The organism is bacterium (genome assembly GCA_021371935.1).
In the GTDB taxonomy this organism is placed as follows: domain Bacteria; phylum Armatimonadota; class UBA5829; order UBA5829; family UBA5829; genus UBA5829.
The window spans coordinates 19160-39013 of sequence record JAJFVF010000014.1; the positions used below are offsets into that span (position 1 = coordinate 19160).

General features: G+C 50.9%; 19 protein-coding genes. All 19 read left to right on the forward strand.

What is annotated here, in order from left to right; genetic code table 11:
• Window positions 1-125: 125 nt before the first annotated feature.
• Entirely contained in the window at window positions 126-1232 is a 1107-nt protein-coding gene (gene gmd / locus LLG46_11975) for a GDP-mannose 4,6-dehydratase (protein MCE5324017.1), read from the forward strand.
• Complete coding sequence (locus LLG46_11980; protein MCE5324018.1) at window positions 1226-2179, forward strand: GDP-L-fucose synthase; 954 nt, start codon at window positions 1226-1228, stop codon at window positions 2177-2179. The genes gmd and LLG46_11980 overlap by 7 nt, the downstream gene beginning before the upstream one ends.
• Entirely contained in the window at window positions 2176-3348 is a 1173-nt protein-coding gene (locus tag LLG46_11985; GenBank protein MCE5324019.1) for a DegT/DnrJ/EryC1/StrS family aminotransferase, read from the forward strand. The genes LLG46_11980 and LLG46_11985 overlap by 4 nt, the downstream gene beginning before the upstream one ends.
• On the forward strand, window positions 3348-4187 hold the full coding sequence (locus tag LLG46_11990) for an ABC transporter permease (GenBank protein MCE5324020.1): 840 nt from the start codon (window positions 3348-3350) through the stop codon (window positions 4185-4187). The genes LLG46_11985 and LLG46_11990 overlap by 1 nt, the downstream gene beginning before the upstream one ends.
• A gap of 8 nt (window positions 4188-4195) precedes the next feature.
• Complete coding sequence (locus tag LLG46_11995) at window positions 4196-5491, forward strand: ABC transporter ATP-binding protein (protein ID MCE5324021.1); 1296 nt, start codon at window positions 4196-4198, stop codon at window positions 5489-5491.
• Window positions 5469-6182, forward strand: a complete 714-nt coding sequence (locus LLG46_12000) for a class I SAM-dependent methyltransferase (protein MCE5324022.1) — start codon at window positions 5469-5471, stop codon at window positions 6180-6182. The genes LLG46_11995 and LLG46_12000 overlap by 23 nt, the downstream gene beginning before the upstream one ends.
• Window positions 6183-6190: 8 nt before the next feature.
• Window positions 6191-6892, forward strand: coding sequence for a methyltransferase domain-containing protein (locus LLG46_12005; GenBank protein MCE5324023.1), 702 nt, complete (start codon window positions 6191-6193; stop codon window positions 6890-6892).
• Window positions 6885-8036: a glycosyltransferase gene (locus LLG46_12010; GenBank protein ID MCE5324024.1), complete on the forward strand. Its 1152-nt coding sequence runs from the start codon at window positions 6885-6887 to the stop codon at window positions 8034-8036. The genes LLG46_12005 and LLG46_12010 overlap by 8 nt, the downstream gene beginning before the upstream one ends.
• Window positions 8033-8881: a hypothetical protein gene (locus LLG46_12015; protein MCE5324025.1), complete on the forward strand. Its 849-nt coding sequence runs from the start codon at window positions 8033-8035 to the stop codon at window positions 8879-8881. The genes LLG46_12010 and LLG46_12015 overlap by 4 nt, the downstream gene beginning before the upstream one ends.
• A gap of 4 nt (window positions 8882-8885) precedes the next feature.
• The gene (locus LLG46_12020; protein ID MCE5324026.1) at window positions 8886-9848 is read left to right on the forward strand and encodes a hypothetical protein; all 963 of its coding nucleotides are present in this window, start codon (window positions 8886-8888) and stop codon (window positions 9846-9848) included.
• On the forward strand, window positions 9845-11086 hold the full coding sequence (locus LLG46_12025; protein MCE5324027.1) for a glycosyltransferase family 4 protein: 1242 nt from the start codon (window positions 9845-9847) through the stop codon (window positions 11084-11086). Before LLG46_12020 ends, LLG46_12025 begins: the two co-directional genes overlap by 4 nt.
• Complete coding sequence (locus LLG46_12030; protein ID MCE5324028.1) at window positions 11067-12416, forward strand: O-antigen ligase family protein; 1350 nt, start codon at window positions 11067-11069, stop codon at window positions 12414-12416. Before LLG46_12025 ends, LLG46_12030 begins: the two co-directional genes overlap by 20 nt.
• The gene (locus LLG46_12035) at window positions 12413-13711 is read left to right on the forward strand and encodes a hypothetical protein (GenBank protein ID MCE5324029.1); all 1299 of its coding nucleotides are present in this window, start codon (window positions 12413-12415) and stop codon (window positions 13709-13711) included. The genes LLG46_12030 and LLG46_12035 overlap by 4 nt, the downstream gene beginning before the upstream one ends.
• A gap of 99 nt (window positions 13712-13810) precedes the next feature.
• On the forward strand, window positions 13811-14734 hold the full coding sequence (locus LLG46_12040; protein ID MCE5324030.1) for an NAD-dependent epimerase/dehydratase family protein: 924 nt from the start codon (window positions 13811-13813) through the stop codon (window positions 14732-14734).
• Between the two features lie 13 nt (window positions 14735-14747).
• The gene (locus LLG46_12045; protein ID MCE5324031.1) at window positions 14748-15638 is read left to right on the forward strand and encodes an SDR family oxidoreductase; all 891 of its coding nucleotides are present in this window, start codon (window positions 14748-14750) and stop codon (window positions 15636-15638) included.
• Entirely contained in the window at window positions 15635-16699 is a 1065-nt protein-coding gene (locus tag LLG46_12050; protein MCE5324032.1) for a polysaccharide biosynthesis protein, read from the forward strand. Before LLG46_12045 ends, LLG46_12050 begins: the two co-directional genes overlap by 4 nt.
• Entirely contained in the window at window positions 16696-17814 is a 1119-nt protein-coding gene (wecB, locus tag LLG46_12055) for a UDP-N-acetylglucosamine 2-epimerase (non-hydrolyzing) (GenBank protein ID MCE5324033.1), read from the forward strand. The genes LLG46_12050 and wecB overlap by 4 nt, the downstream gene beginning before the upstream one ends.
• Complete coding sequence (locus LLG46_12060; protein ID MCE5324034.1) at window positions 17814-18698, forward strand: alpha-1,2-fucosyltransferase; 885 nt, start codon at window positions 17814-17816, stop codon at window positions 18696-18698. Before wecB ends, LLG46_12060 begins: the two co-directional genes overlap by 1 nt.
• A gap of 4 nt (window positions 18699-18702) precedes the next feature.
• Complete coding sequence (locus LLG46_12065) at window positions 18703-19773, forward strand: glycosyltransferase family 2 protein (protein MCE5324035.1); 1071 nt, start codon at window positions 18703-18705, stop codon at window positions 19771-19773.
• Window positions 19774-19854: the final 81 nt, after the last annotated feature.

The following is a 19854-nucleotide window of genomic DNA, read 5'->3' on the forward strand; positions in this document are numbered from 1 at the left end:
TATCAGCGAAATATATGTGTGTTATGACTGCATGAGGGGTACAAAGACTTGCAAGGATTTTTGTATGAAGTATCGCTATCCATTAAGCAATGCACTCATAAATATTGACGACGGGTGGGGACCTTATGATTTGCGCAGAGCATTCTGCATCGGCACAGGGCAATTCCAAGAATCCATGCGCTAAACGTGCACTTATAACCGGCATCACCGGTCAGGATGGCTCTTATCTGGCCGAACTGCTGTTGGAAAAGGGCTATGAAGTCCACGGCCTGATACGAAGAGGTTCCACGTTCAATACTGGACGAATTGAGCATTTATATAAAGATCCTCACATCAGTGACTCGCAATTGCTGTTGCACTATAGTGATCTGACGGATTCCAGCAGCATCAGCAGGCTGTTGGAAAAAATCAATCCTTCTGAGATATATCATCTGGGAGCGCAGAGCCATGTCAAAGTCAGCTTTGATATGCCCGAGTTCACCGCGGATGTCACAGGGATCGGAACACTGAGGATTCTGGATGCTATTCGTGAAAGCAGCATACGCACGAAGTTCTATCAGGCTTCCAGCAGCGAGATGTTCGGCAATGTTGCTGAGGTGCCTCAAAAAGAAACCACTCCATTTTACCCGAGAAGCCCGTATGCCTGCGCAAAGGTTTTTGCCTTCTCCATAACGAGGAACTACCGGGAAAGCTATGGGCTGTTCGCATGCAACGGGATACTCTTTAACCATGAATCGCCGCGTCGAGGTGAGACGTTCGTAACGCGCAAAATTTCCAGAGGATTGTCACGTATCAGGCTTGGGCTCGACGACTGCCTGTACCTGGGAAATCTCGACGCTATGCGTGACTGGGGATATGCCAAGGACTACGTGGAAGCGATGTGGAGAATGCTTCAACAGCCAAAGCCGGATGATTATGTCGTTGCGACTAATGAAAGTCATTCCATTCGGGAGTTTGTGGACGAGGCGTGCAAGTGTCTGGATTTCGATCTGCAATGGAAAGGCACCGGAGAAGATGAGGTCGGTATTGACACAAAAAGCGACAAAGTACTGATAAGGGTCGATCCACATTATTTTCGGCCTTCGGAAGTCGACTATTTGAGAGGCGACTACACCAAGGCCAGGGAACAGCTCGGTTGGCAGCCTTCAGTGAGATTTGTCGACCTGGTGCGGATAATGGTGGATGCCGATCTTGCTATGGAAGAAGGGAAGGTCGACAGTAAAAGATGGTAGCTGCGAATAAACACGCGAAAATTTATATTGCAGGACATACCGGTCTTTTGGGGTCGTCACTGCGGCGCATGCTCATCTCGCATGGATATCACAACCTAATGCTGCACACAAGGAGCGAGATTAATCTGACCGACTCATGCGCGGTTACAGATTTTCTGTCATTGGAAAAGCCTGATTGTATTATTCTCTGTGCGGCAAAAGTTGGCGGGATTCAGGCCAACATTGCAGACCCCGTTCATTTTCTGGCAGAAAATCTCAGCATCAATCTAAACGTGATTTGTTCTGCACTGCATGCAGGTGTGCGTAATCTCATATACATCGGAAGCTCATGCATGTATCCGAGAGACTACAAAACACCTCTCAAAGAAGAGTATTTACTTGCAGCACCACTTGAACCGACAAACGAAGGATACGCGCTTGCCAAAATAGCCGGAGCCAAGTTGTGTGAATATTGCGCCTCTCAATATGGAGTTTGCTACAAGACTCTGATTCCGTGTAACCTCTATGGTCCCGGTGACAAATTCGATCCGGCATCCAGTCACTTGATAGCAGCCGTTATCGACAAACTACACAGAGCAAAAACAGATGGCAAGTCATCCGTGGAGATATGGGGTGACGGCAGCGCAAGGCGTGAATTTCTGTATGTCGAGGACCTTGCAGATTACATATGCCGATGCATCGGACAACTGGATGAAACGCCAGCCTATATGAATATCGGATATGGTGAAGATTTCAGTGTGCTTGATTACTATAAAATCGCAGCCGAGGTAATAGGCTTCGATGGCGAATTTACATTCGATATTTCCAGGCCGGTCGGAATGTCGACCAAGCTGCTGGATTCAAGCCGCGCTCGTCTTCGCGGTTGGAAACCCAGCACTACCCTGTACGATGGAATCCTAAAAACTTATCAATACTATCTTGACAAGATTGGAGGATCGGAGCGATGAGATATCCTTTGGCGAGTTCGACATGGGATGAAAGTGAAAAAAGAGCCATCGAAGATGTCATCCAGTCGGGCAGGTTTACCATGGGTTCCAAAGTAAAGCAGTTCGAGCAGCAGTTTGCCGGCTATTTCGGCACACGCCATGCCGTAATGGTCAATTCAGGATCTTCAGCTAACCTGCTTGCAATTGCAGCCATGCGATATCGTTCCCAGAATCCGCTGTTGCCGGGTGATGAGGTAATTGTTCCAGCCGTTTCATGGAGCACTACATATGCTCCGCTGCATCAATATGGTCTGAAGCTGCATTTTGTCGATGTCGATCTCGATTCTCTGAATCTCGACCTGAATGCCGTGCAGGAGGCAATATCAGACCGAACCAGAGCAGTATTTGCACCCAATCTCTTAGGTGCGCCCAACAATTTTCCTCGTCTGCAGGAGCTGTGTGATAAGCACGGCTTGATACTTATTGAAGACAACTGCGAATCGATGGGCGCCAAGCTGGACGGGCGATATACGGGCACATTCGGCGTCTGTGGGACGTTCAGCACATTCTTCTCCCACCACATCTGCACGATGGAAGGAGGTATGGTGGTCACGGATGATGAGGAGATATGTCAGCTTGTCACTTCGCTCCGCGCGCACGGCTGGACACGGGACCTGCCGTCCGACAATCAAATATGCACAAAAAGCGGCTGCGATTTTCATGATTCGTTCCGTTTCATATTGCCGGGTTATAACGTCAGGCCGCTGGAGATATCCGCTGCAGTCGGGATACACCAGTTGAGCAAACTCGACGGCTTTCTTGCAGTTCGCAGACGCAACGCACGGCACTTTGTCGACCTTTTCGGCAACTTGGACTGCGTGAGGGTGCAGAAAACTATCGGAGAGAGTTCATGGTTCGGCTTCTCGCTGATTCTCGATGGGCCGTTGGCCGGTCAGCGCGAGAGTGTGATAAAAAAATTAGCATCTTTGGATGTTGAATGTCGGCCCATCGTTGCGGGCAACTTCACGAAAAACCCGGTAATCCGATTCTTCGACTACAAAACGCATGGCGACCTGCCTAACGCAGGCAGGGTTGATGCAGACGGCTTGTTCATAGGAAATCATCATTTCGATATTGCCGACGAGTTGTCGGCAGTAAAAGAAGTATTGGTGAGGTGTGCCGTCTCGTGATGAACGATATCGAATACAAAATCAGCCCGCCTAGGCGGTTAGCATTTGTCGACTGGTCTGAACTGTGGCGCTATAAAGACCTGTTTTGGGTCCTTGCATGGCGTGATATCACGGTGAGGTACAAACAGACTCTGCTGGGAACCGCATGGGCACTGATACAGCCGTTTGTCACGATGGTGGTGTTCACATTTGTGTTCAACCGGGTGGCGGGCATAACCAGCGGTGACGGCACGCCATACCCGATCTTCCTGTATTCCGGCCTGTTGTTCTGGCAATATTTTTCATCCACAGTGTCCGGCACATCAGGCTCGATGGTATCAAATGCGCCGTTGATACAGAAGACATACTTTCCCAGGCTCATAATCCCTGCATCATGTGCGGTCACGGGGTTGGCGGATTTCGTAATAGCATCCATGATTCTGGTCGGTATGATGATCTACTATGGGTTCCGGCCTCACCTTGCGGGAATACTCATTCTCCCTATTCTGCTTGTATGTACAGTTATGACAGCGTTGGGAATGGGGCTTTTTCTTGCGGCACTTAACGTCAGATACCGTGACACCCGTCATGCTGTGCCGTTCTTCGTGCAAATCATGATGTATCTGACCCCTGTAGTATATCCGGTGAGTATGCTGAAAAGCCATGCATGGGCAAAAGAGCTGATGCTCTGGATCAACCCAATGTCCGGTGTCATAACATCGGCTCGCGCAGGGATAACCGGCAAAGCGCCAATAGATGCGCACATGCTGGCGATATCACTGCTTGCAAGCGCCGTGTTGCTGTGCGCAGGGGTATGTTACTTTACATCCGCAGAAAAAAACTTCGCGGACATCTTGTAGAGGCAATTATGGATAGGCCGATTGTCGAAATCGACAGGCTCGGAAAAAAATTCAGAAAAGGAAGTGCGCCTACCCTGCGAGAGCAGATTGCCGGGCGGCTCTCTTTATCGTTACGGAAGGCGCGCAGGTCGGACACCGACTTTTGGGCACTCAAGGATGTATGCTTCAACGTTGGCGAAGGAGAGGTTGTGGGCATAATCGGGCGCAATGGAGCAGGCAAGAGCACCTTGCTCAAGATACTTACGCGCATCACTCCGCCGACTCAAGGACATATATCCATGCGCGGGCGCGTATCGAGCCTGCTGGAGGTGGGTACAGGTTTTCATCCCGAGCTTACAGGTCGCGAAAACATATTCCTCAACGGCGCTGTTCTGGGCATGACTCGCCCCGAGATAAAGAGCAAGTTTGACGAGATCGTCTCATTTGCTGAAATCTCCGGGTTTCTCGACACCCCCGTAAAGCGTTATTCCAGCGGAATGTATATCCGCTTGGCTTTTGCAGTTGCCGCGCATCTTGAACCTGAAATACTCATCGTGGACGAAGTGCTGGCTGTTGGTGACGCCCAGTTTCAGAAAAAATGCCTGGGCAAGATGGGTGAGGTCGCAAGGTCCGGGCGCACGGTGCTATTTGTCAGTCATAACATGGCGGCTGTGTCCCAACTTTGCATGCACGGTGTCTGGCTGGAGCAGGGCTGCGTCAAGCAGATAGGGTTTTCGTCCGATGTTGTCAAAGCGTACCTCTCTGACGGCGGGGGGAATGTGGCGAGCAGATGCTGGGAATATCCAGAAAATTCGCCAGGGGACGATAGAGTGAGACTGACGGCAGCCAGTGTTATCCAGCACGGGCAAATCGCTTCGGTCATAGACATCAATGCCCCATTTGAGGTAGAGATCGAATTTCGGGTGCTCAGGGCTGTTGACAATCTGGTTGCAGCCGTCAATCTCTTCAATGGTGAGGGGCTTTGTCTTTTTTGCAGCGCCGACTGGCAGCAAAACCATCTGGAGCCCGGAACATATCGCAAACATGTGGAGCTTCCCGCCCGCCTTTTCGCTGATGGGAGCGTGCGAGTGCTGCTCCAATTGGTGTTTTACGACCCGGACATACCGAGCGTGGTCGTGCCCGATGCGCTCAGCTTCATGGCCGCCGACAGCAGCCATCCGGATTCCGTCAGAGGTCCATTCCATGGAAACTGGCCCGGTGTTGTCCGGGTCGGCCTGACATGGAGCAGCGCAATGCCAATTGATGCCGATGACTCATGCGAACCGTCTCGGAGGACAGAGTATGCGCCTTTGCCCGAACAATAAAAACTCGAAAGAAAACTGGGACGCATATTTTCAAGGTGAATGGGAGAGAAGAAACGGGCGTCTGCAAACCAGGCTTTTTGCTCGATACTTTCTGGAGACAGTGCGTCTGCCGAAGTCGGCTCACACGTTGATCGATGTCGGCTGCGCGATGGGTGACGGTCTGCCGGAGATTGCCCATCATTATAAACATTTGCAATTGCACGGATGCGATATTTCGCCCAGAGCGATCAAGCAGGCTCGACAAGACTATGGACATATTGCCGCATTTCATCAATGGGGGTTCGAGGATATCGAGGGCGACTTCGACATAATATATTGTTCCAATACACTGGAGCATTTTACGCAATATCTGGACATAGCTCGTGCTCTGCTTGATCACTGTCAATGGCTGTATATTCTGGTTCCATTTCGTGAAAGAGTGGGGGACAGAGCCTTGACCCCGCAGCACGACCAATGGCATGTAGCTTCATTCGGTGAAGGCTCCTTTGATGCTTTGGTGACTGAATGCCGGGCGCAGGGTATCAGGACATGGCTGCATTCATGCCCTGGGGCTTGGAGCACACATGAAGGGATACAGTTGAGGTGGCGCAGGGCTATATGGCAGACAGCTTGTAAACTGCGGCACAAATCATTTCCTGCTGTGCCGGAGAAGATGCAGATATTCTATGAGTTGGAAGCGGTGAGGTGGTAGCGTAAATTATGGATTGGAGCGCTTTCTACAAATCGAATACCGCTTCCAATGTCACCGACATGCTCAAGTCTCCGAACAAATGGAAACTCATCCTGGCTGACAGAGTGCGCAAGCTTGCAGAGGGCGGAAGCGTGTTGGAAGCGGGGTGCGGTTACGGCGTGACAAGTCTGCTTGTCGGCGAGCAGACGAGGCGAGTGATGCTCGACATGGAACCCAGTGCGCTCGAAGTCTCACAAGTTCTCTTCGGGCATGCGGGTCAGCATGCGCAGTATGTGCACGGCAATTTATTCAACATGCCATTTGACGATGGCGTGTTCGACGTCGTGTTTAACGCAGGAGTCCTTGAGCATTTTGCATATGAAGAACGGAGAAATGCGCTGCGCGAAATGGCACGAATAACCAGACCTGGAGGCTGCATTATCGCAGCAGTGCCGAACCATTATTCAACCCCCTATGCTCATGCTTACGCGATTGAAAAAGCCAGGGGCACTTGGAAATACCCTGATGAATATTTGATCTTCGATTTTTCTCGGGAAGTTGAAGAAATAGGTGGCATATATTCGGTCAGCCGGGAAACCTGCGACGTGGCAAACAGCTTTTCGTTCCTGACAGACAAAAAGACATGGCTCTGGTTCAGGCTGATAAACTCGTTCAAGCACTATGAGGGTTATTTGACCATCTGCACATATCGAAAGGCATGGGATGACTAAACGCACTCGCCGGTCAATAGCATGGCTTTACTCATTTCCGTATAAGGATAACTGTATACTGAGGCAGGCAATCGCATCGCTGGCCGAGGCAGGTTATGACGTCACTATATATGATACTTGCTTCAGTCGATGGATCGATACTGCAGCCGATGCATCCTATACTCACAGATATTTTCCGGCGGTCTTTGCATACGGACGCCTGAAATGCAACCCGTTCGTGCGGATGGCTCTTCGACTGTTCGCTTCACGCCATGACCTCATTGTCGCCAGCATGCCCGATACGGCGCTCATCGGCCTGATTGGGGCAAGGCTTCATCGGATTCCGTTGATTTATTACCCGTTCGAGATGTGGGGTGAGGACAACAGCGGCTTCAGCAAATCTTCGAAATGGCGAAAGATCGAGGACTATCTGCTGCAAAACAAGACATCCCTGGCGGCTGTCGTGACGCAAAATGAATACAGAGCGTCCGTTTACAGGCACAGTCGCAGATGCTGTGTCGAGCCGGTTGTCGTGCGAAACTACATGCGTTCCTGCCTAGTGAGCCCGGCTGGGACTCTCAAACACAGGCTTGGGGTATCGCAGGATGTGAAGGTTGTTGTCTATGAGGGATCCATCCAGCAGGAGAGGAATTTGGTCGAACTGGTGCGGGCTGTCGAGTATTTTCCGCCCAACAGCGTGCTTGCTCTTATCGGACCTGTTTACGAAGGCTACAGGCAGGAGTTGATGGAAGCCATAGCGTCAAGTCCGGCAGCAGATAGATGTATCATTCTGCCGCCGGTTGCTCATGAAGACTTGCTGGCTTTGGTTTCAGATGCCGATGCGGGAGTGCTCATGTACGCCCCCATAAATCTCAACAATTATTACTGCGCACCCTGTAAACTCAGCGATTATGTAATTGCAGGCATTCCTGTGATCGTTCCGGCATTTCCTCCTCTTCATGATGCCCTTGCCGAGTATGATATCGGCACATGTTTTGATGAGCAATCATCCCGCTCGATTGCCGCGGCGGTCACCAAAGTGCTCGAAAGGCCAAAGGATTCTTGGCGAGAGGCTCTAAATGCCGCCCGCAGGCAGATGGTGTGGCAGACTCAGGAGCCTGTGCTGCTCTCCATAGTTCAAAATTCACTGGATGGAAAGATATGAGCACCGACTACACAATTATCGTGAGCACATGCGACGCATACGAAGACGTCTGGTATCCGTTCTTCAAGCTCTTTTCAAAATATTGGCCGGACTGCAGGCAGCGTATTTTGCTCACAACAGAAGAAAAAGAGTTTTCATATGGCCAGTTGAAGATAGACTGCGCGAAGGTGGGTAAGAGTCTTCGAGGCAGGTCACTGCCGTGGGGCGAGTGCATGATTCGAAGCCTGAGCCGGGTGGATTCACCGACTGTCCTGATGATTCTTGAAGATTTCTTCCTCTGCGGCAATGTGGATGCCGGGCAGATCGAATCGCTGGTTGATGTGATGGTGCGAATGAAGTGCACGCATATCGGCTTGACTCAATATGCGAAAACCGGGCCATTTCATACCACTGATGACCCGATGTTGTGGAATGTGGATCGCAAGGCCGATTATCGCATCAATTTGCAAGCGGGATTGTGGGATACGACTGGATTGCGCGGACATTTGCGCTCTCGAGAGTCTGCATGGGACATGGAGATATGGGGGTCCATTCGCGCTCAAAAAATGGACGATCTTATAATGTGCGTCAACAAGGACTGGCTAAGTTCGGGCAAAATTCCACCCATTGTTCCGTATGTATCGAGCGGGATTAGGCACGGACGCTGGGAGCGACACGTGGTCGTGGACTTGTTTAGGTCTCATGGGATCGATATGGATTTTTCTAAAAGAGGCTTCACAGACGAACTGCCGGCTGATACCCATTTGGATGCGAAACGCCTGACGCTGAGCCATATATCCAAGAGCATCAGGTGTCGCTGCAATTGCATGATGCGTCCGATTGTCCGATATATGCATCTGAGGTGATCTCATGGCGGACTACAGGCGGGCAATGCCCTACAATATCGACTTCGTGATACCCGGTTTCGAGAAAAGCTATCCGGCAGGCATGTTTCGCGCTTTGTCATTGGAGCCGAATGATTGCGCTGAATGGTATCGTGAGTTTGTGGCCGGTGTTACCGATGCCATCGGCAAACGCTACCTTCCTGTATGCCGCCTGGGCGATGGGGTCTTCGTATTTGTTCTGGGCCGATATCTCGACCCCATCAGGGCGCGGCATGAGGATGCGCTGAGATATATCAAGCGCCGGAGCCTGAGCATGCTCAAACAAGTCATCAGGCCAAACAAGTGCAGAGAAGGATTCGACAACAACAGCCCCTGGGGATTTGGGATATATACCAATGAGGAGTGGGTGGAGTTGAGGAAGAGCTACCCCATGATGCTGCGCGAGGTCTCCAAAGTTGGGTTCGTATGTCCCCATTTCACTTATCGTGATAACCAGTTCTGCCAGCAGTATTTTATCCCTATGACCAGATGGTTTAGAAGAAACCGGATCGAACTTACTCCGCAAAACTACTATCCATTCTATTTCGTCTATGGCCTTTTGAACGGTCCCGGTCGCTCTGAACTTCTCGGCGGACGGCGAGTCCTTGTGGTTACAAGTTATGACGATGCAAAAGCACGGCGCATTGAAGCCGGACTCAGGCGCGAAGACGCACAGGACGTGCAATTCGTTCAGATAACCATGAACCGCTCTCTTTATGACCGCATAGACCTTTCAAATGTGAAACTGCCGGTGGATGTGGTTTTGGTCGCAGCAGGGCTCGGCGCAGTCAATGTCCTGACACAGCTTAAAGTTACGGGCACGCTGTGCATTGATGCGGGATATGCACTTGAATGTATAGCAAACCCGGAAAGGGAGAGGTCGCTGGAGAGAGCACGCACATTCTGCTGGCCGGATTTCGAGCGGCAGGGGGACTATACGCCGATATGAGAACCCGCATTCTGTTTGTACATCATGGGAGTGCACTCGGAGGAGCTTTCCTGAGTCTGTTATACCTTTTACAGGCTCTCGATGAGGATCGTTATGAGTGCACAGTGTGCAGCGCCGAGAAAGATAACGATGTCATAAAAAAGTTCACAGACAGCGGTTTCGATACTTGCATGTGTGCACTCAAGCGTTTTGCGCACACTACCCTTGGTCAATTTGATCTCCTCAGATACTCTGGCTGGCGGGGAATCGGATCATGGTTTGCCGACTATGGTCCCGCCATGTCACGCTTCAAGCAAACAATCCAAGATATCCGACCCGACCTGGTTCATCTCAACTCGCTCACACTGGCTCCGTATGCGCGCGTATCTCATGATTTAGGTGTTCCGACGGTGGTGCATGTTCGCGAACCAGTGCTCGAAGGATACCTGGGTCTGCGCAAAAACTGGTTGCGCGGCTTGCTGGAAAGCCATGCCGATAAGGTAATCGCGATATGTAAAGACAATCTGGATCGCCTGCACATCGAGCAGGGCAAAGGGGTAGTTATTTATAATCCTGTCGATTTCGGCAAGTTTGATTGCCGTCACGATCAGCGTTCGGCGCGAAAGCAGCTCGGAGTCCCGGAAGAATCAAAGGTCGTGCTCTTTGCAGGAGGGACCGTTCCATTGGTCAAAGGGCTCCATGAGTTTTTGCAGGCGATGAGTCTTGTATGCAAGCACGAACCCGATATAGCCTGCCTGATGCCTTCGTTTAAGGTTCCACAATTGCCGGCGGAGCGGGTTTGGAATGTACGCAGACGCACCGCATGGCTGCTGGGCCGATATCGGTACTCGGACAAATTGGCTGCGATGACGGCAAAAAACGGCCTGCGCTCGCGAATCATAGGCGGGGAATTTTCATATGAGATCGAAAAATGGATTGCCGCAAGCGATGTCGTATGTGTCCCGCACATTCAGCCTCATTTTTCCCGCACGGTTATGGAAGCAGGCGCGATGGCAAAGCCGGTCGTCGGCTTTCGGATAGCCGGAGTGGAGGAAGTGGTCCGTCACGAAGAGACAGGTCTGCTTGTGGATGTTGGAGATGCATGTGGGCTTGCTGATGCCGTGCAGAGGCTCTTGAGTGACGCCGGTCTGCGCGACCGATTGGGACAAGGCGGCCTGCAGCAGGCAAAAAGACTGTTCGATGCCACCACGTCTGCAGCGCGTGTTGGGGGGGTATACGATGAACTACTGCGACTATAGGGATCATTCCACGCTCAATCTCTCCAGTCTGCTTCGCATGCAAAATCTCGTGCTTATAGTGCTGATCTACTCTGGTTTGATGCACGAGTGGTATTTCAACAGACTCCCAGCAATTATGGCGGTTGCTCCGCTGGTTCATACATACTTCAACAACATTCTACTTTTTCCACTGCTGCCTGCGTGGTGGCTTCTCAGGCGTAAATCGAGGAAATGGGATGCGATCGAGCGGGAGTATATGTCCAAAGTGCTGCTGCTTTCGTTACTGATGCTGATAATTGTTGCAGTTGAGAGAATACACGTCAGCCGATATGACACCGATCCTTCCCTGCTTTCATGTATTCCATTAATGATGCTGCCGGTATGGATATGTATGGGCATATGGTTTACACGCGATCTGCACACCACTGCAATCCTGCTGCACAATCTCGCGCTTGCAGGTGCAACAGCTTCAGTCATCTCGTTCGCGCTGCGCATGATGGGGTTCTCATATAATAGTCTGCTGGGTCCAATGTATTGGCCGTATCATTACATTGTTGCGTTTGGGTTCTTTTATTACCTCTCAGTTTGGCTGCTTGGTGATAGAGGCAGAAAGCAAAACGCAATAGGTATATTGGCCTGCTCATTGGAGATGCTGCTCACATTTGAGAAAAGAATGATTGTCAGCACGGCATTAGGGATTTTGGGTCTTGGAATCACTTGGGCTATCCTTGGCCATGGCATGCGGCAGCTTTTGGTACGCAGATTTGCAATGCTCGCGGCGTGTGTCGGAATATTGGCATTGGCTGTCAATATTGCAACAACCGGCAACCTGGTAGTGATAATCCAAAACATTTTTGCGACTCGGTGGATTTCGTATTCAGACGTACAAGGCGCAAACAGCAGTGTTTTGACCATAGCCGATCGTTTGGGCTCCGGCAGGCTGGAGATGTGGAAGGAGATTCCTTCGCGCATCGCTGAAAGCCCATGGGTGGGCAGCGGATTATATCCTTTGTTCGAGGGTGCAAAAGTCACTCACAACGGCTTTATCGACGTTTTGCTTTCGGTGGGGATCGCGGGACTATTGGTGCTTGTGGTGGGCGCAATATATTGGGCGGCTGCAGTTGCAAAAAGCAGTCCAGGCAGGGAAGCTGCACCTTTGCAACTTACATGCGTCTCTTTTATTTTTTGCACATTTGGAGGATGGATCGGTCTGTCGGCATGGATGTCGTTTCCGACGCTGAATATCTATTTATGCCTGCTTTACGGAATATCTTTGGGTCTGGCGGCGCGCACTCAACGCCGTAAAAGCAGGCTGACCAGTGATGTGTCGAGACTCAAGGTAAGCCGATGAGCGCAAGCGAACCGGAACATTTAAGGCTGACGTATCCTCGCGTGCTTTCGATCAATTCCCAACCCATCGGAAAAAACTGCGCGACAGGTCTGACGATGGCCAGCTTGTTTCGCAACTGGCCCAGTGACCACCTTGCGCAAATTCATCTGGACGAACACGACTCAAGTTCTATGACATGCCTCAAGTCGTCATGGCAGCTCAGACGTGAGCATCTGCGCATGCCTGCCGTGTGCAAAAGGATCATCTCGGAACCCTGCTCGTCAAGAGTGCTGAGGCGTGTGATTCTTGCCCTGGCGCGTTACTCGTCACACGAACTGTCTGCTCAAATGCGCAAATGGATATCCGATTTCAATCCGGATGTCATTTACTCAGCGCTGGAAGACCCATACATAACCAGACTGGTCCTGGATGTATCGAGGCAATTCTCGATACCGGCGGTCCCGCACTTTATGGACGACTGGATGCGGACTCCGTTTGACCGAAACCAGTGCACTGATCCGCTCAGAATCAGATTGGTGCGTGATTCACTGTTCCTGATACGCAAATCTGCAGTCAGAATGTCGATAGGCGCTGCGATGTCCAAGGAATATCAGCGGCGTTATGGACGCCCGTTTGTCCCTTTTATGTGCTGTGTGGACACACACACTCATCCTGTATATCCAAATCCAAGCGTTCGCAGCCCGATGGTCTTTGCATACATCGGCGGTCTTCATCTGGGACGTGTAAGCCCGCTGCTCGATATCGCTGAGGCTCTAATGGATCTGGGAAGTCAGGGATTTATGGGTGAGATCGTCATATACGCACAGGACGGTCGCGGTGCAATTGATCCATGCCTGCTGAACCATCCGGCAGTCCGCCCTGCTTCCATAGATGAGATTAAACTCAAAAACACAAGCCATACGCCGATCGACTGTCTTATCCATGTCGAGAGCTTCGAGCCGGATATAATCGAATACACCCGTTACTCGATGTCATCCAAGTTGCCATGGATGATGGCGACAGGCATTCCCATCTTTGCCTACGGACCGGTAGAAGCATCCACTATGGAATATATCAAATCTCACGGATGCGGCATGGCTATAGACAGGCGTGATAGTGCGCTGCTTACTTGTGGGCTGCGCCGTCTGATGACTGATACGGACTTGCGGGCATCGCTGGGAGCCAGGGGTAGACAAGTCGCCGAAGCCAATCACGAAGTGTCAATCGTATGTGAGTCGTTTCGCAGATCATTGGTGAATGCAGCATCAAGCGCAATTGTTGACAATAAAGCGACAGCTCGCCACGCTTTATTCTAGTTTTGGAAGGGGACTAAGGGGGAATCATCAAGAAGTCGCTGCAGCGATAAAGCCGAGTCGATCCGGCAGCGTAACCGTTAGTTTCCAATTGGGGGATATATGAAAGCCTTAGTTACGGGCGGGGCTGGTTTCATCGGTTCAAATCTCACCGGACAACTGCTCGCTGGCGGACATATAGTAACTGTTCTGGATAATCTGTCTTCCGGCTATCGGTCAAACCTTGAAGCATATCCACAGGCACGCTTTATAGAGGGCGACATACGAGACGAAAATGCAGTATCTCGGGCTATGGAGGGTGCTGAGGTTGTCTTTCACCTGGCCGCATCGGTGGGTAACAAACGCTCTATAGACCATCCCGCAGATGATGCGGAGATAAATGTTATCGGCACTCTGCGCATACTCGAAGCGGCGCGTAGAATTGGCGTTCACAAGATAATTGCATCGTCATCGGCAGGAATATTCGGTGAGCCCATGCGTATTCCACTCGACGAAGACCATCCGGTGGAACCCGGCTCGCCCTATGGATGCACCAAGCTGTGTATGGAAAAACAGTGCCTTGCCTACGCAAATCTATATGACATCGAAACCGTGTGTCTGCGCTATTTCAATGTTTACGGCATGCGTCAATATCATGATGCCTACGGAAACGTTATCCCTATCTTTGCTTTTCGCATGCTGCGTGGTCAGCCACTGACAGTATTCGGTGACGGCGAGCAGACCCGTGATTTTGTCAACGTCCATGACATTGTTCAGGCTAATATCAAAGCTGCCCTCAGCCCAGGAGTTTGCGGAGTGTTCAATATCGGCAGCGGCACAAAGATCACTATCAACGAACTTATCTCACATCTGATACGCCTATCCGGCATCGAGCCGAAAATAAATTATACGCATCCTCGCCCCGGCGATGTCTATCATAGCATGGCCGATATCTCTGCCGCCAGAAATCAGATCGGTTACGAGCCTGTGGTCTCAATAATTGATGGGCTGGCGGAATATATTGTCTGGGCGAGAGGCTGCATATAAATCGGAGACACGGATGTTTATACTGGTTCTCGGCGGAGAAGGAATGCTCGGGCACAAGATGTTTCAGGTCTTGCGGAAGCGATATCCGGATACGTCATGCAGTGTTTTGGGCCGCTTGGATGATCCATTTTACAGCAAAATAGACATATACCGGCACGGATATGTATACGAGCGTGTGGATGCCACAAACATTGCCGATCTTGAGAAGAAGTTATGTGAGTGGAGACCCGCATTTATTGTAAACTGCATCGGAATCGTAAAACAGAGATCGGAAGCAAATGCACCGATTCCAAGCATTACATTGAACTCACTTCTGCCTCACAAACTCGCTCAGATTGCCGCACAATGGAATGGAAGAGTCATACACTTCAGCACTGACTGTGTCTTCAGCGGTCTGCATGGCAGCTACACGGAGAATGACCATTCGGATGCTCAAGACCTCTATGGCAAATCAAAATTTCTCGGCGAACTGATTGATGATAACGCTCTCACGCTCCGCACATCGATTATCGGTCGAGAGCTTTCGCAGTTCAGGTCTCTTTTGGAATGGTTTCTGGCTCAACGCGGCAAGTGTGTGCACGGCTACAGAAAGGCATTATATTCAGGGGTGACGACTAATCATCTTTCGGAACTGGTCGCGGACTTGATTGCCGACTACCCGACACTCTCTGGCCTCTACCAGCTGACAGGCCGCACAATTAGCAAATATGAGTTGTTATGCCTGCTGCGCGATGCGTATGACATGGACACACAGATCGTTCCGGACGATGAAGAGTGCTGCGACCGGAGCATGATCGGCGATAAATTCAGATCGGCCACAGGCTATGTCGCTCCGCCGTGGTCGGAACTCATCAGTGAAATGGCAGGCGACCCGACTCCATATGAGGACTGGAGGAACCGATGAAAACATTCGACGGCAAACGACTCGTGATTATCGGTGGGACTGGTTCATTGGGCAAGGTGCTGGTCAAAAGGCTCCTCGGCGGCGAGATGGGCGAGCCCGATAAGATCATCGTCTTTTCACGCGATGAGGCAAAGCAGCACTTCATGCGCATGGAATATCAGAACACGATCGCCGCGACCGATGAGTTGATATATCGCAACTTCCAGCGCAAACTCGAGTTCCAGATTGGTGATGTCCGAGATCTGAACTCCGTCGCCGCAGTGCTCAGAGATGCCGATGTCGTATTCAATGCTGCGGCACTCAAGCAGGTGCCGACCTGCGAGTACTTTCCGTATGAGGCAGTTCAGACAAACATATTGGGCGCGGAGAACATTGTTCGTGCTGTTCGTGAAAACAATTTGCAAGTCGAGGTCGTCGTCGGGATATCGACCGACAAGGCCTGCAAGCCGGTTAACGTAATGGGCATGACCAAGGCCATTCAGGAAAGGGTGCTCATCCAGGCTAATATGCGTTGTCCGCAGACACGGTTCGTCTGCGTCCGTTATGGTAATGTGCTCGCATCCAGAGGATCGGTCATTCCGCTTTTTCACCAGCAAATACTCCAAGGAGGTCCGGTGAGCATTACCACTCCTGAGATGACGCGATTTTTGCTCAGCTTGGATGATGCGGTGGATACGGTCTTTGCCGCGATCAGCGGTGCAAATCCGGGCGAAACGTATGTGCCGCGTGCTCCATCTGCGTTGATAACCAATGTCGCAAAGGCTCTCATAGCAGACAGACCCGTAGAGATAACAATTACGGGTATCAGACCAGGTGAGAAAATCCACGAGATAATGGTCAGTGACGAAGAGGCGTATCGCACCGTAAGTCGAGACAAGTGGTATGCCATTTGTCCCATGCTTCCTGAAGTTATGGTAGATGGCTGCGCGCAGTGCTGTTTGGAAAAGGAATACAGCTCGGCGGACCGTGTGATGACTCTCGATGAGACAGCCGTTCTTCTTAAGACTCGGCGGCTGATGCTGGAAGACTGCCGGGTAGAGTTTGGAGAGATATTGCGTTGAGAGTGATGACTATATTGGGTACAAGGCCGGAGGTCATTCGCCTAAGTCTGATCATCAAGCTGCTTGATAAATGTTCGGACCACGTTCTTGTGCATACAGGCCAGAATTATGATGACAGGCTCAGCGGTATTTTCTTTCGCGAGTTGGGTCTGCGCAATCCAGATGTCAGTCTAGGGATCAAGGGCACAGGTTTTGCGGATCAAGTGGGTCAAATCATCGTGCAGAGCGAGAAGGCATTTCGCGAATATCATCCTGATCGCCTGTTGATTCTGGGAGACACAAACAGCGGGCTTGCATCCCTGGTCGCAAGGCGTTTGGGCATGCCTGTGTATCACATGGAAGCCGGGAATCGATGTTATGACGACCGTGTCCCCGAAGAGGTCAACAGACGTGTGATCGACCATTCGAGCAGTGTTCTGATGCCTTACACTCATCGAAGCCGTGAGAATCTGCTCAAAGAAGGCATATCCGGCGAACAAATTTACGTCATAGGCAACCCTATCAATGAAGTCATAGATCACTACGAAAAAGAGATCGCGTCGAGCACGGTGATGAACGATTACGGTCTCACTGAAGGCAAGTTTTTCCTGGTGACCATGCATCGTGCGGAGAACGTCGATATTTATCAGAGGCTCAAAGCCCTGGTGGAGGCCATGGCGCTTTTACGTAAAACTTATAAATATCCGGTCGTCTGCTCATTTCATCCGCACACCAGAGACAAAGTGGAGTCTTTCGGAATCGATATAGGGCACAGTGGCCTAAGGTTTGTCGAGCCATTGGGGTTCTTTGATTTCATCCAGATGGAAAAGGCTGCATTCTGCATAATATCCGACAGCGGTACCGTGCAGGAAGAGGCCTGCATATTAAGAATCCCCAATGTTACAATCCGCGATGTGACCGAACGTCCCGAGACCGTTGAGTGCGGGTCCAACATGCTGGCAGGCGTCGACCCGGAGCAAATCCTCAGCAGTGTCTCTCTTGTGACTGGCGGCGGATGCGCATGGAGAATACCTGCCGAATACAAAGTCGATAACGTATCAGAGACTGTCTGCCGAATCATGCTCAGCAAGAGGATAGGGGATCTCGCTGAAGTCGGCTGGAGGATATCTGTCTGATGATAATAGTGCGCCTGACTGGAGGACTAGGCAATCAGTTGTTTCAATATGCGTTCGGACGCAGGCAGGCTCATGTGGGCGGAGCGGAGCTAAAGCTGGATATTTCGTATTACGCGGCAAATTATATGGACGGTCGGCAATACCGGCTCAACAATTTCAATGTTGTCGAGGATATCGCCTCCGTCGTTGAAACAGCATCGTTGGCAGGCAGACAACACCATAGCCTCATCGGGCGGTTGGAGCGTGCTCTTCGCAGCCGATTACATATGCACAAGAAGTCCATAGTGCGCGAGCATGGCTGCGTTTTCAGCCCCATGGCTCTGAAGAAAACAGATAATGTCTATCTTGACGGCTACTGGCAGAGCGAGAAATATTTCAAGGATATCGAGGACATTTTGCGCAGCGAGTTTACGGTGAGAAATCCTCAGGACCAGATCAACCGGTCCATATCGGCCGATATTGATCAGACGGAATCGGTCAGCCTGCATATACGGCGCGGAGATTATGTCTCCAACGCTGCGTTCAACAAGGTTCATGGAGTCTGTGCGCCGGATTATTACGAATCCGCCATTGAGCGGCTTATGGACGAGGTTAAAGCCCCGCGTTTCTTCGTGTTCTCGGATGATATCGAGTGGTGTCGAGACAATCTGAAGCTGAAATATCCTATCACCTTCATAGACCACAACGGCGAGGATAGAGACTATGAGGACCTCCGTCTTATGAGCCGATGTAAACACCATATCATTGCGAACAGCTCTTTTAGTTGGTGGGGGGCGTGGCTTTCATCCAATTCCGGCAAGATCGTGATCGCGCCGGCCAAGTGGTTCAATGATCCACACAAAGACTCCAAGGACATCGTGCCGGACTCATGGCAAAGGATATGACCAAATGAGCGCCAAGCCTGGTATTTCAGTGTTGATGGGTGTGCATAACTCGATTCATCATCTTGCGGAAGCCATAGACAGTATACTCGGGCAGCAGTATGACGATTTCGAGTTCATTATCATCGACGACGGTTCGACTGACGGCTCGGCAGATGTTATCGACAAATACGGCAAAGTCGACAACAGAATTCGCATCTTCCATCAGGAAAATAAAGGGCTAGCGGTGACGCTCAACAGAGGGCTGGAAGCCGCGGCGGGTAAATACATCGCCCGCATGGATGGTGACGACATCAGCATGCCGCAGCGATTGAAAACGCAGTTAGACTTTATGGAGGCTCATCCTGATGTCGGGATATGCGGAACGGCATGCAGGCTTTTCGGATATACGAACAGCATAAGCTGGACACCGATTACATCCGAAGAGATCAAGAGCAAACTAATTTTTTGGCCATCCATAGTGCACCCGTCGGTCATGATGCGGCGTGACCTGATAGAGCGTGAGGGTCTTTACTACGATCCAGACTTTAAACAGGCTGAGGACTATGAGCTGTGGTCAAGATTTTCCCGGTGCTGTGAGATGGCCAACATTCCCGAAATCCTACTGCATTATAGGACATATCCAACACAAGCGACCTTTGCTTTTCAAGGCGATGTGGAGCGCTGGTCAGGTTTTGTGCACAAACGGCTTCTTCGAGATATGGGCATTGATCCGACTGATGATGAGATGGAGCTTCACCTTGCTCTTCACAGATCATGTTTCAAGACATCGCGCAGCTATCTCGAACAGATCGAGCAGTGGCTCTGCAAGCTGGTCGGGGCCAACAGGCATTCGAGTCTGCGTGAATCAAACACGTTCGAGTTAATGATTTTTGAGAGGTGGTGCGCTGCGTGTGCACTTGAATGGAAACTAGGCTTATGGGCTTGGAGGAAGCTAAAGAAATCAAGTCTGTATAGCGCTGCATATGCCACATCAACTCTCAAACTTGCATGGCAATTAGCCAGGATTCCTCTGGCACGAGCGCTTCAAAGTTCTGCACTCGGCAGATGCATAAAGCGCGTCGTCAGGTCGCTATAATCGATAGGACCATACGTCAAAAGAGGTGTGGTTTGCGATTTTGGCGTTTCGAGATGTGTGATGGCATAAATCTCACAGTGC

What these genes read in the sequence shown, in the direction of transcription:
- LLG46_12065 (MCE5324035.1), top strand. Translation starts at nt 18,703, where the DNA reads ATGAGCGCCAAGCCTGGTATTTCAGTGTTGATGGGTGTGCATAACTCG.
- LLG46_12040 (MCE5324030.1), top strand. Translation starts at nt 13,811, where the DNA reads ATGAAAGCCTTAGTTACGGGCGGGGCTGGTTTCATCGGTTCAAATCTC.
- LLG46_12020 (MCE5324026.1), top strand. Translation starts at nt 8,886, where the DNA reads ATGGCGGACTACAGGCGGGCAATGCCCTACAATATCGACTTCGTGATA.
- LLG46_12025 (MCE5324027.1), top strand. Translation starts at nt 9,845, where the DNA reads ATGAGAACCCGCATTCTGTTTGTACATCATGGGAGTGCACTCGGAGGA.
- LLG46_11980 (MCE5324018.1), top strand. Translation starts at nt 1,226, where the DNA reads ATGGTAGCTGCGAATAAACACGCGAAAATTTATATTGCAGGACATACC.
- LLG46_11990 (MCE5324020.1), top strand. Translation starts at nt 3,348, where the DNA reads ATGAACGATATCGAATACAAAATCAGCCCGCCTAGGCGGTTAGCATTT.
- LLG46_12035 (MCE5324029.1), top strand. Translation starts at nt 12,413, where the DNA reads ATGAGCGCAAGCGAACCGGAACATTTAAGGCTGACGTATCCTCGCGTG.
- gmd (MCE5324017.1), top strand. Translation starts at nt 126, where the DNA reads ATGATTTGCGCAGAGCATTCTGCATCGGCACAGGGCAATTCCAAGAAT.
- LLG46_12060 (MCE5324034.1), top strand. Translation starts at nt 17,814, where the DNA reads ATGATAATAGTGCGCCTGACTGGAGGACTAGGCAATCAGTTGTTTCAA.
- LLG46_12005 (MCE5324023.1), top strand. Translation starts at nt 6,191, where the DNA reads ATGGATTGGAGCGCTTTCTACAAATCGAATACCGCTTCCAATGTCACC.
- LLG46_12030 (MCE5324028.1), top strand. Translation starts at nt 11,067, where the DNA reads ATGAACTACTGCGACTATAGGGATCATTCCACGCTCAATCTCTCCAGT.
- LLG46_12010 (MCE5324024.1), top strand. Translation starts at nt 6,885, where the DNA reads ATGACTAAACGCACTCGCCGGTCAATAGCATGGCTTTACTCATTTCCG.
- LLG46_12015 (MCE5324025.1), top strand. Translation starts at nt 8,033, where the DNA reads ATGAGCACCGACTACACAATTATCGTGAGCACATGCGACGCATACGAA.
- LLG46_11985 (MCE5324019.1), top strand. Translation starts at nt 2,176, where the DNA reads ATGAGATATCCTTTGGCGAGTTCGACATGGGATGAAAGTGAAAAAAGA.
- LLG46_12045 (MCE5324031.1), top strand. Translation starts at nt 14,748, where the DNA reads ATGTTTATACTGGTTCTCGGCGGAGAAGGAATGCTCGGGCACAAGATG.
- LLG46_12050 (MCE5324032.1), top strand. Translation starts at nt 15,635, where the DNA reads ATGAAAACATTCGACGGCAAACGACTCGTGATTATCGGTGGGACTGGT.
- LLG46_12000 (MCE5324022.1), top strand. Translation starts at nt 5,469, where the DNA reads ATGCGCCTTTGCCCGAACAATAAAAACTCGAAAGAAAACTGGGACGCA.
- LLG46_11995 (MCE5324021.1), top strand. Translation starts at nt 4,196, where the DNA reads ATGGATAGGCCGATTGTCGAAATCGACAGGCTCGGAAAAAAATTCAGA.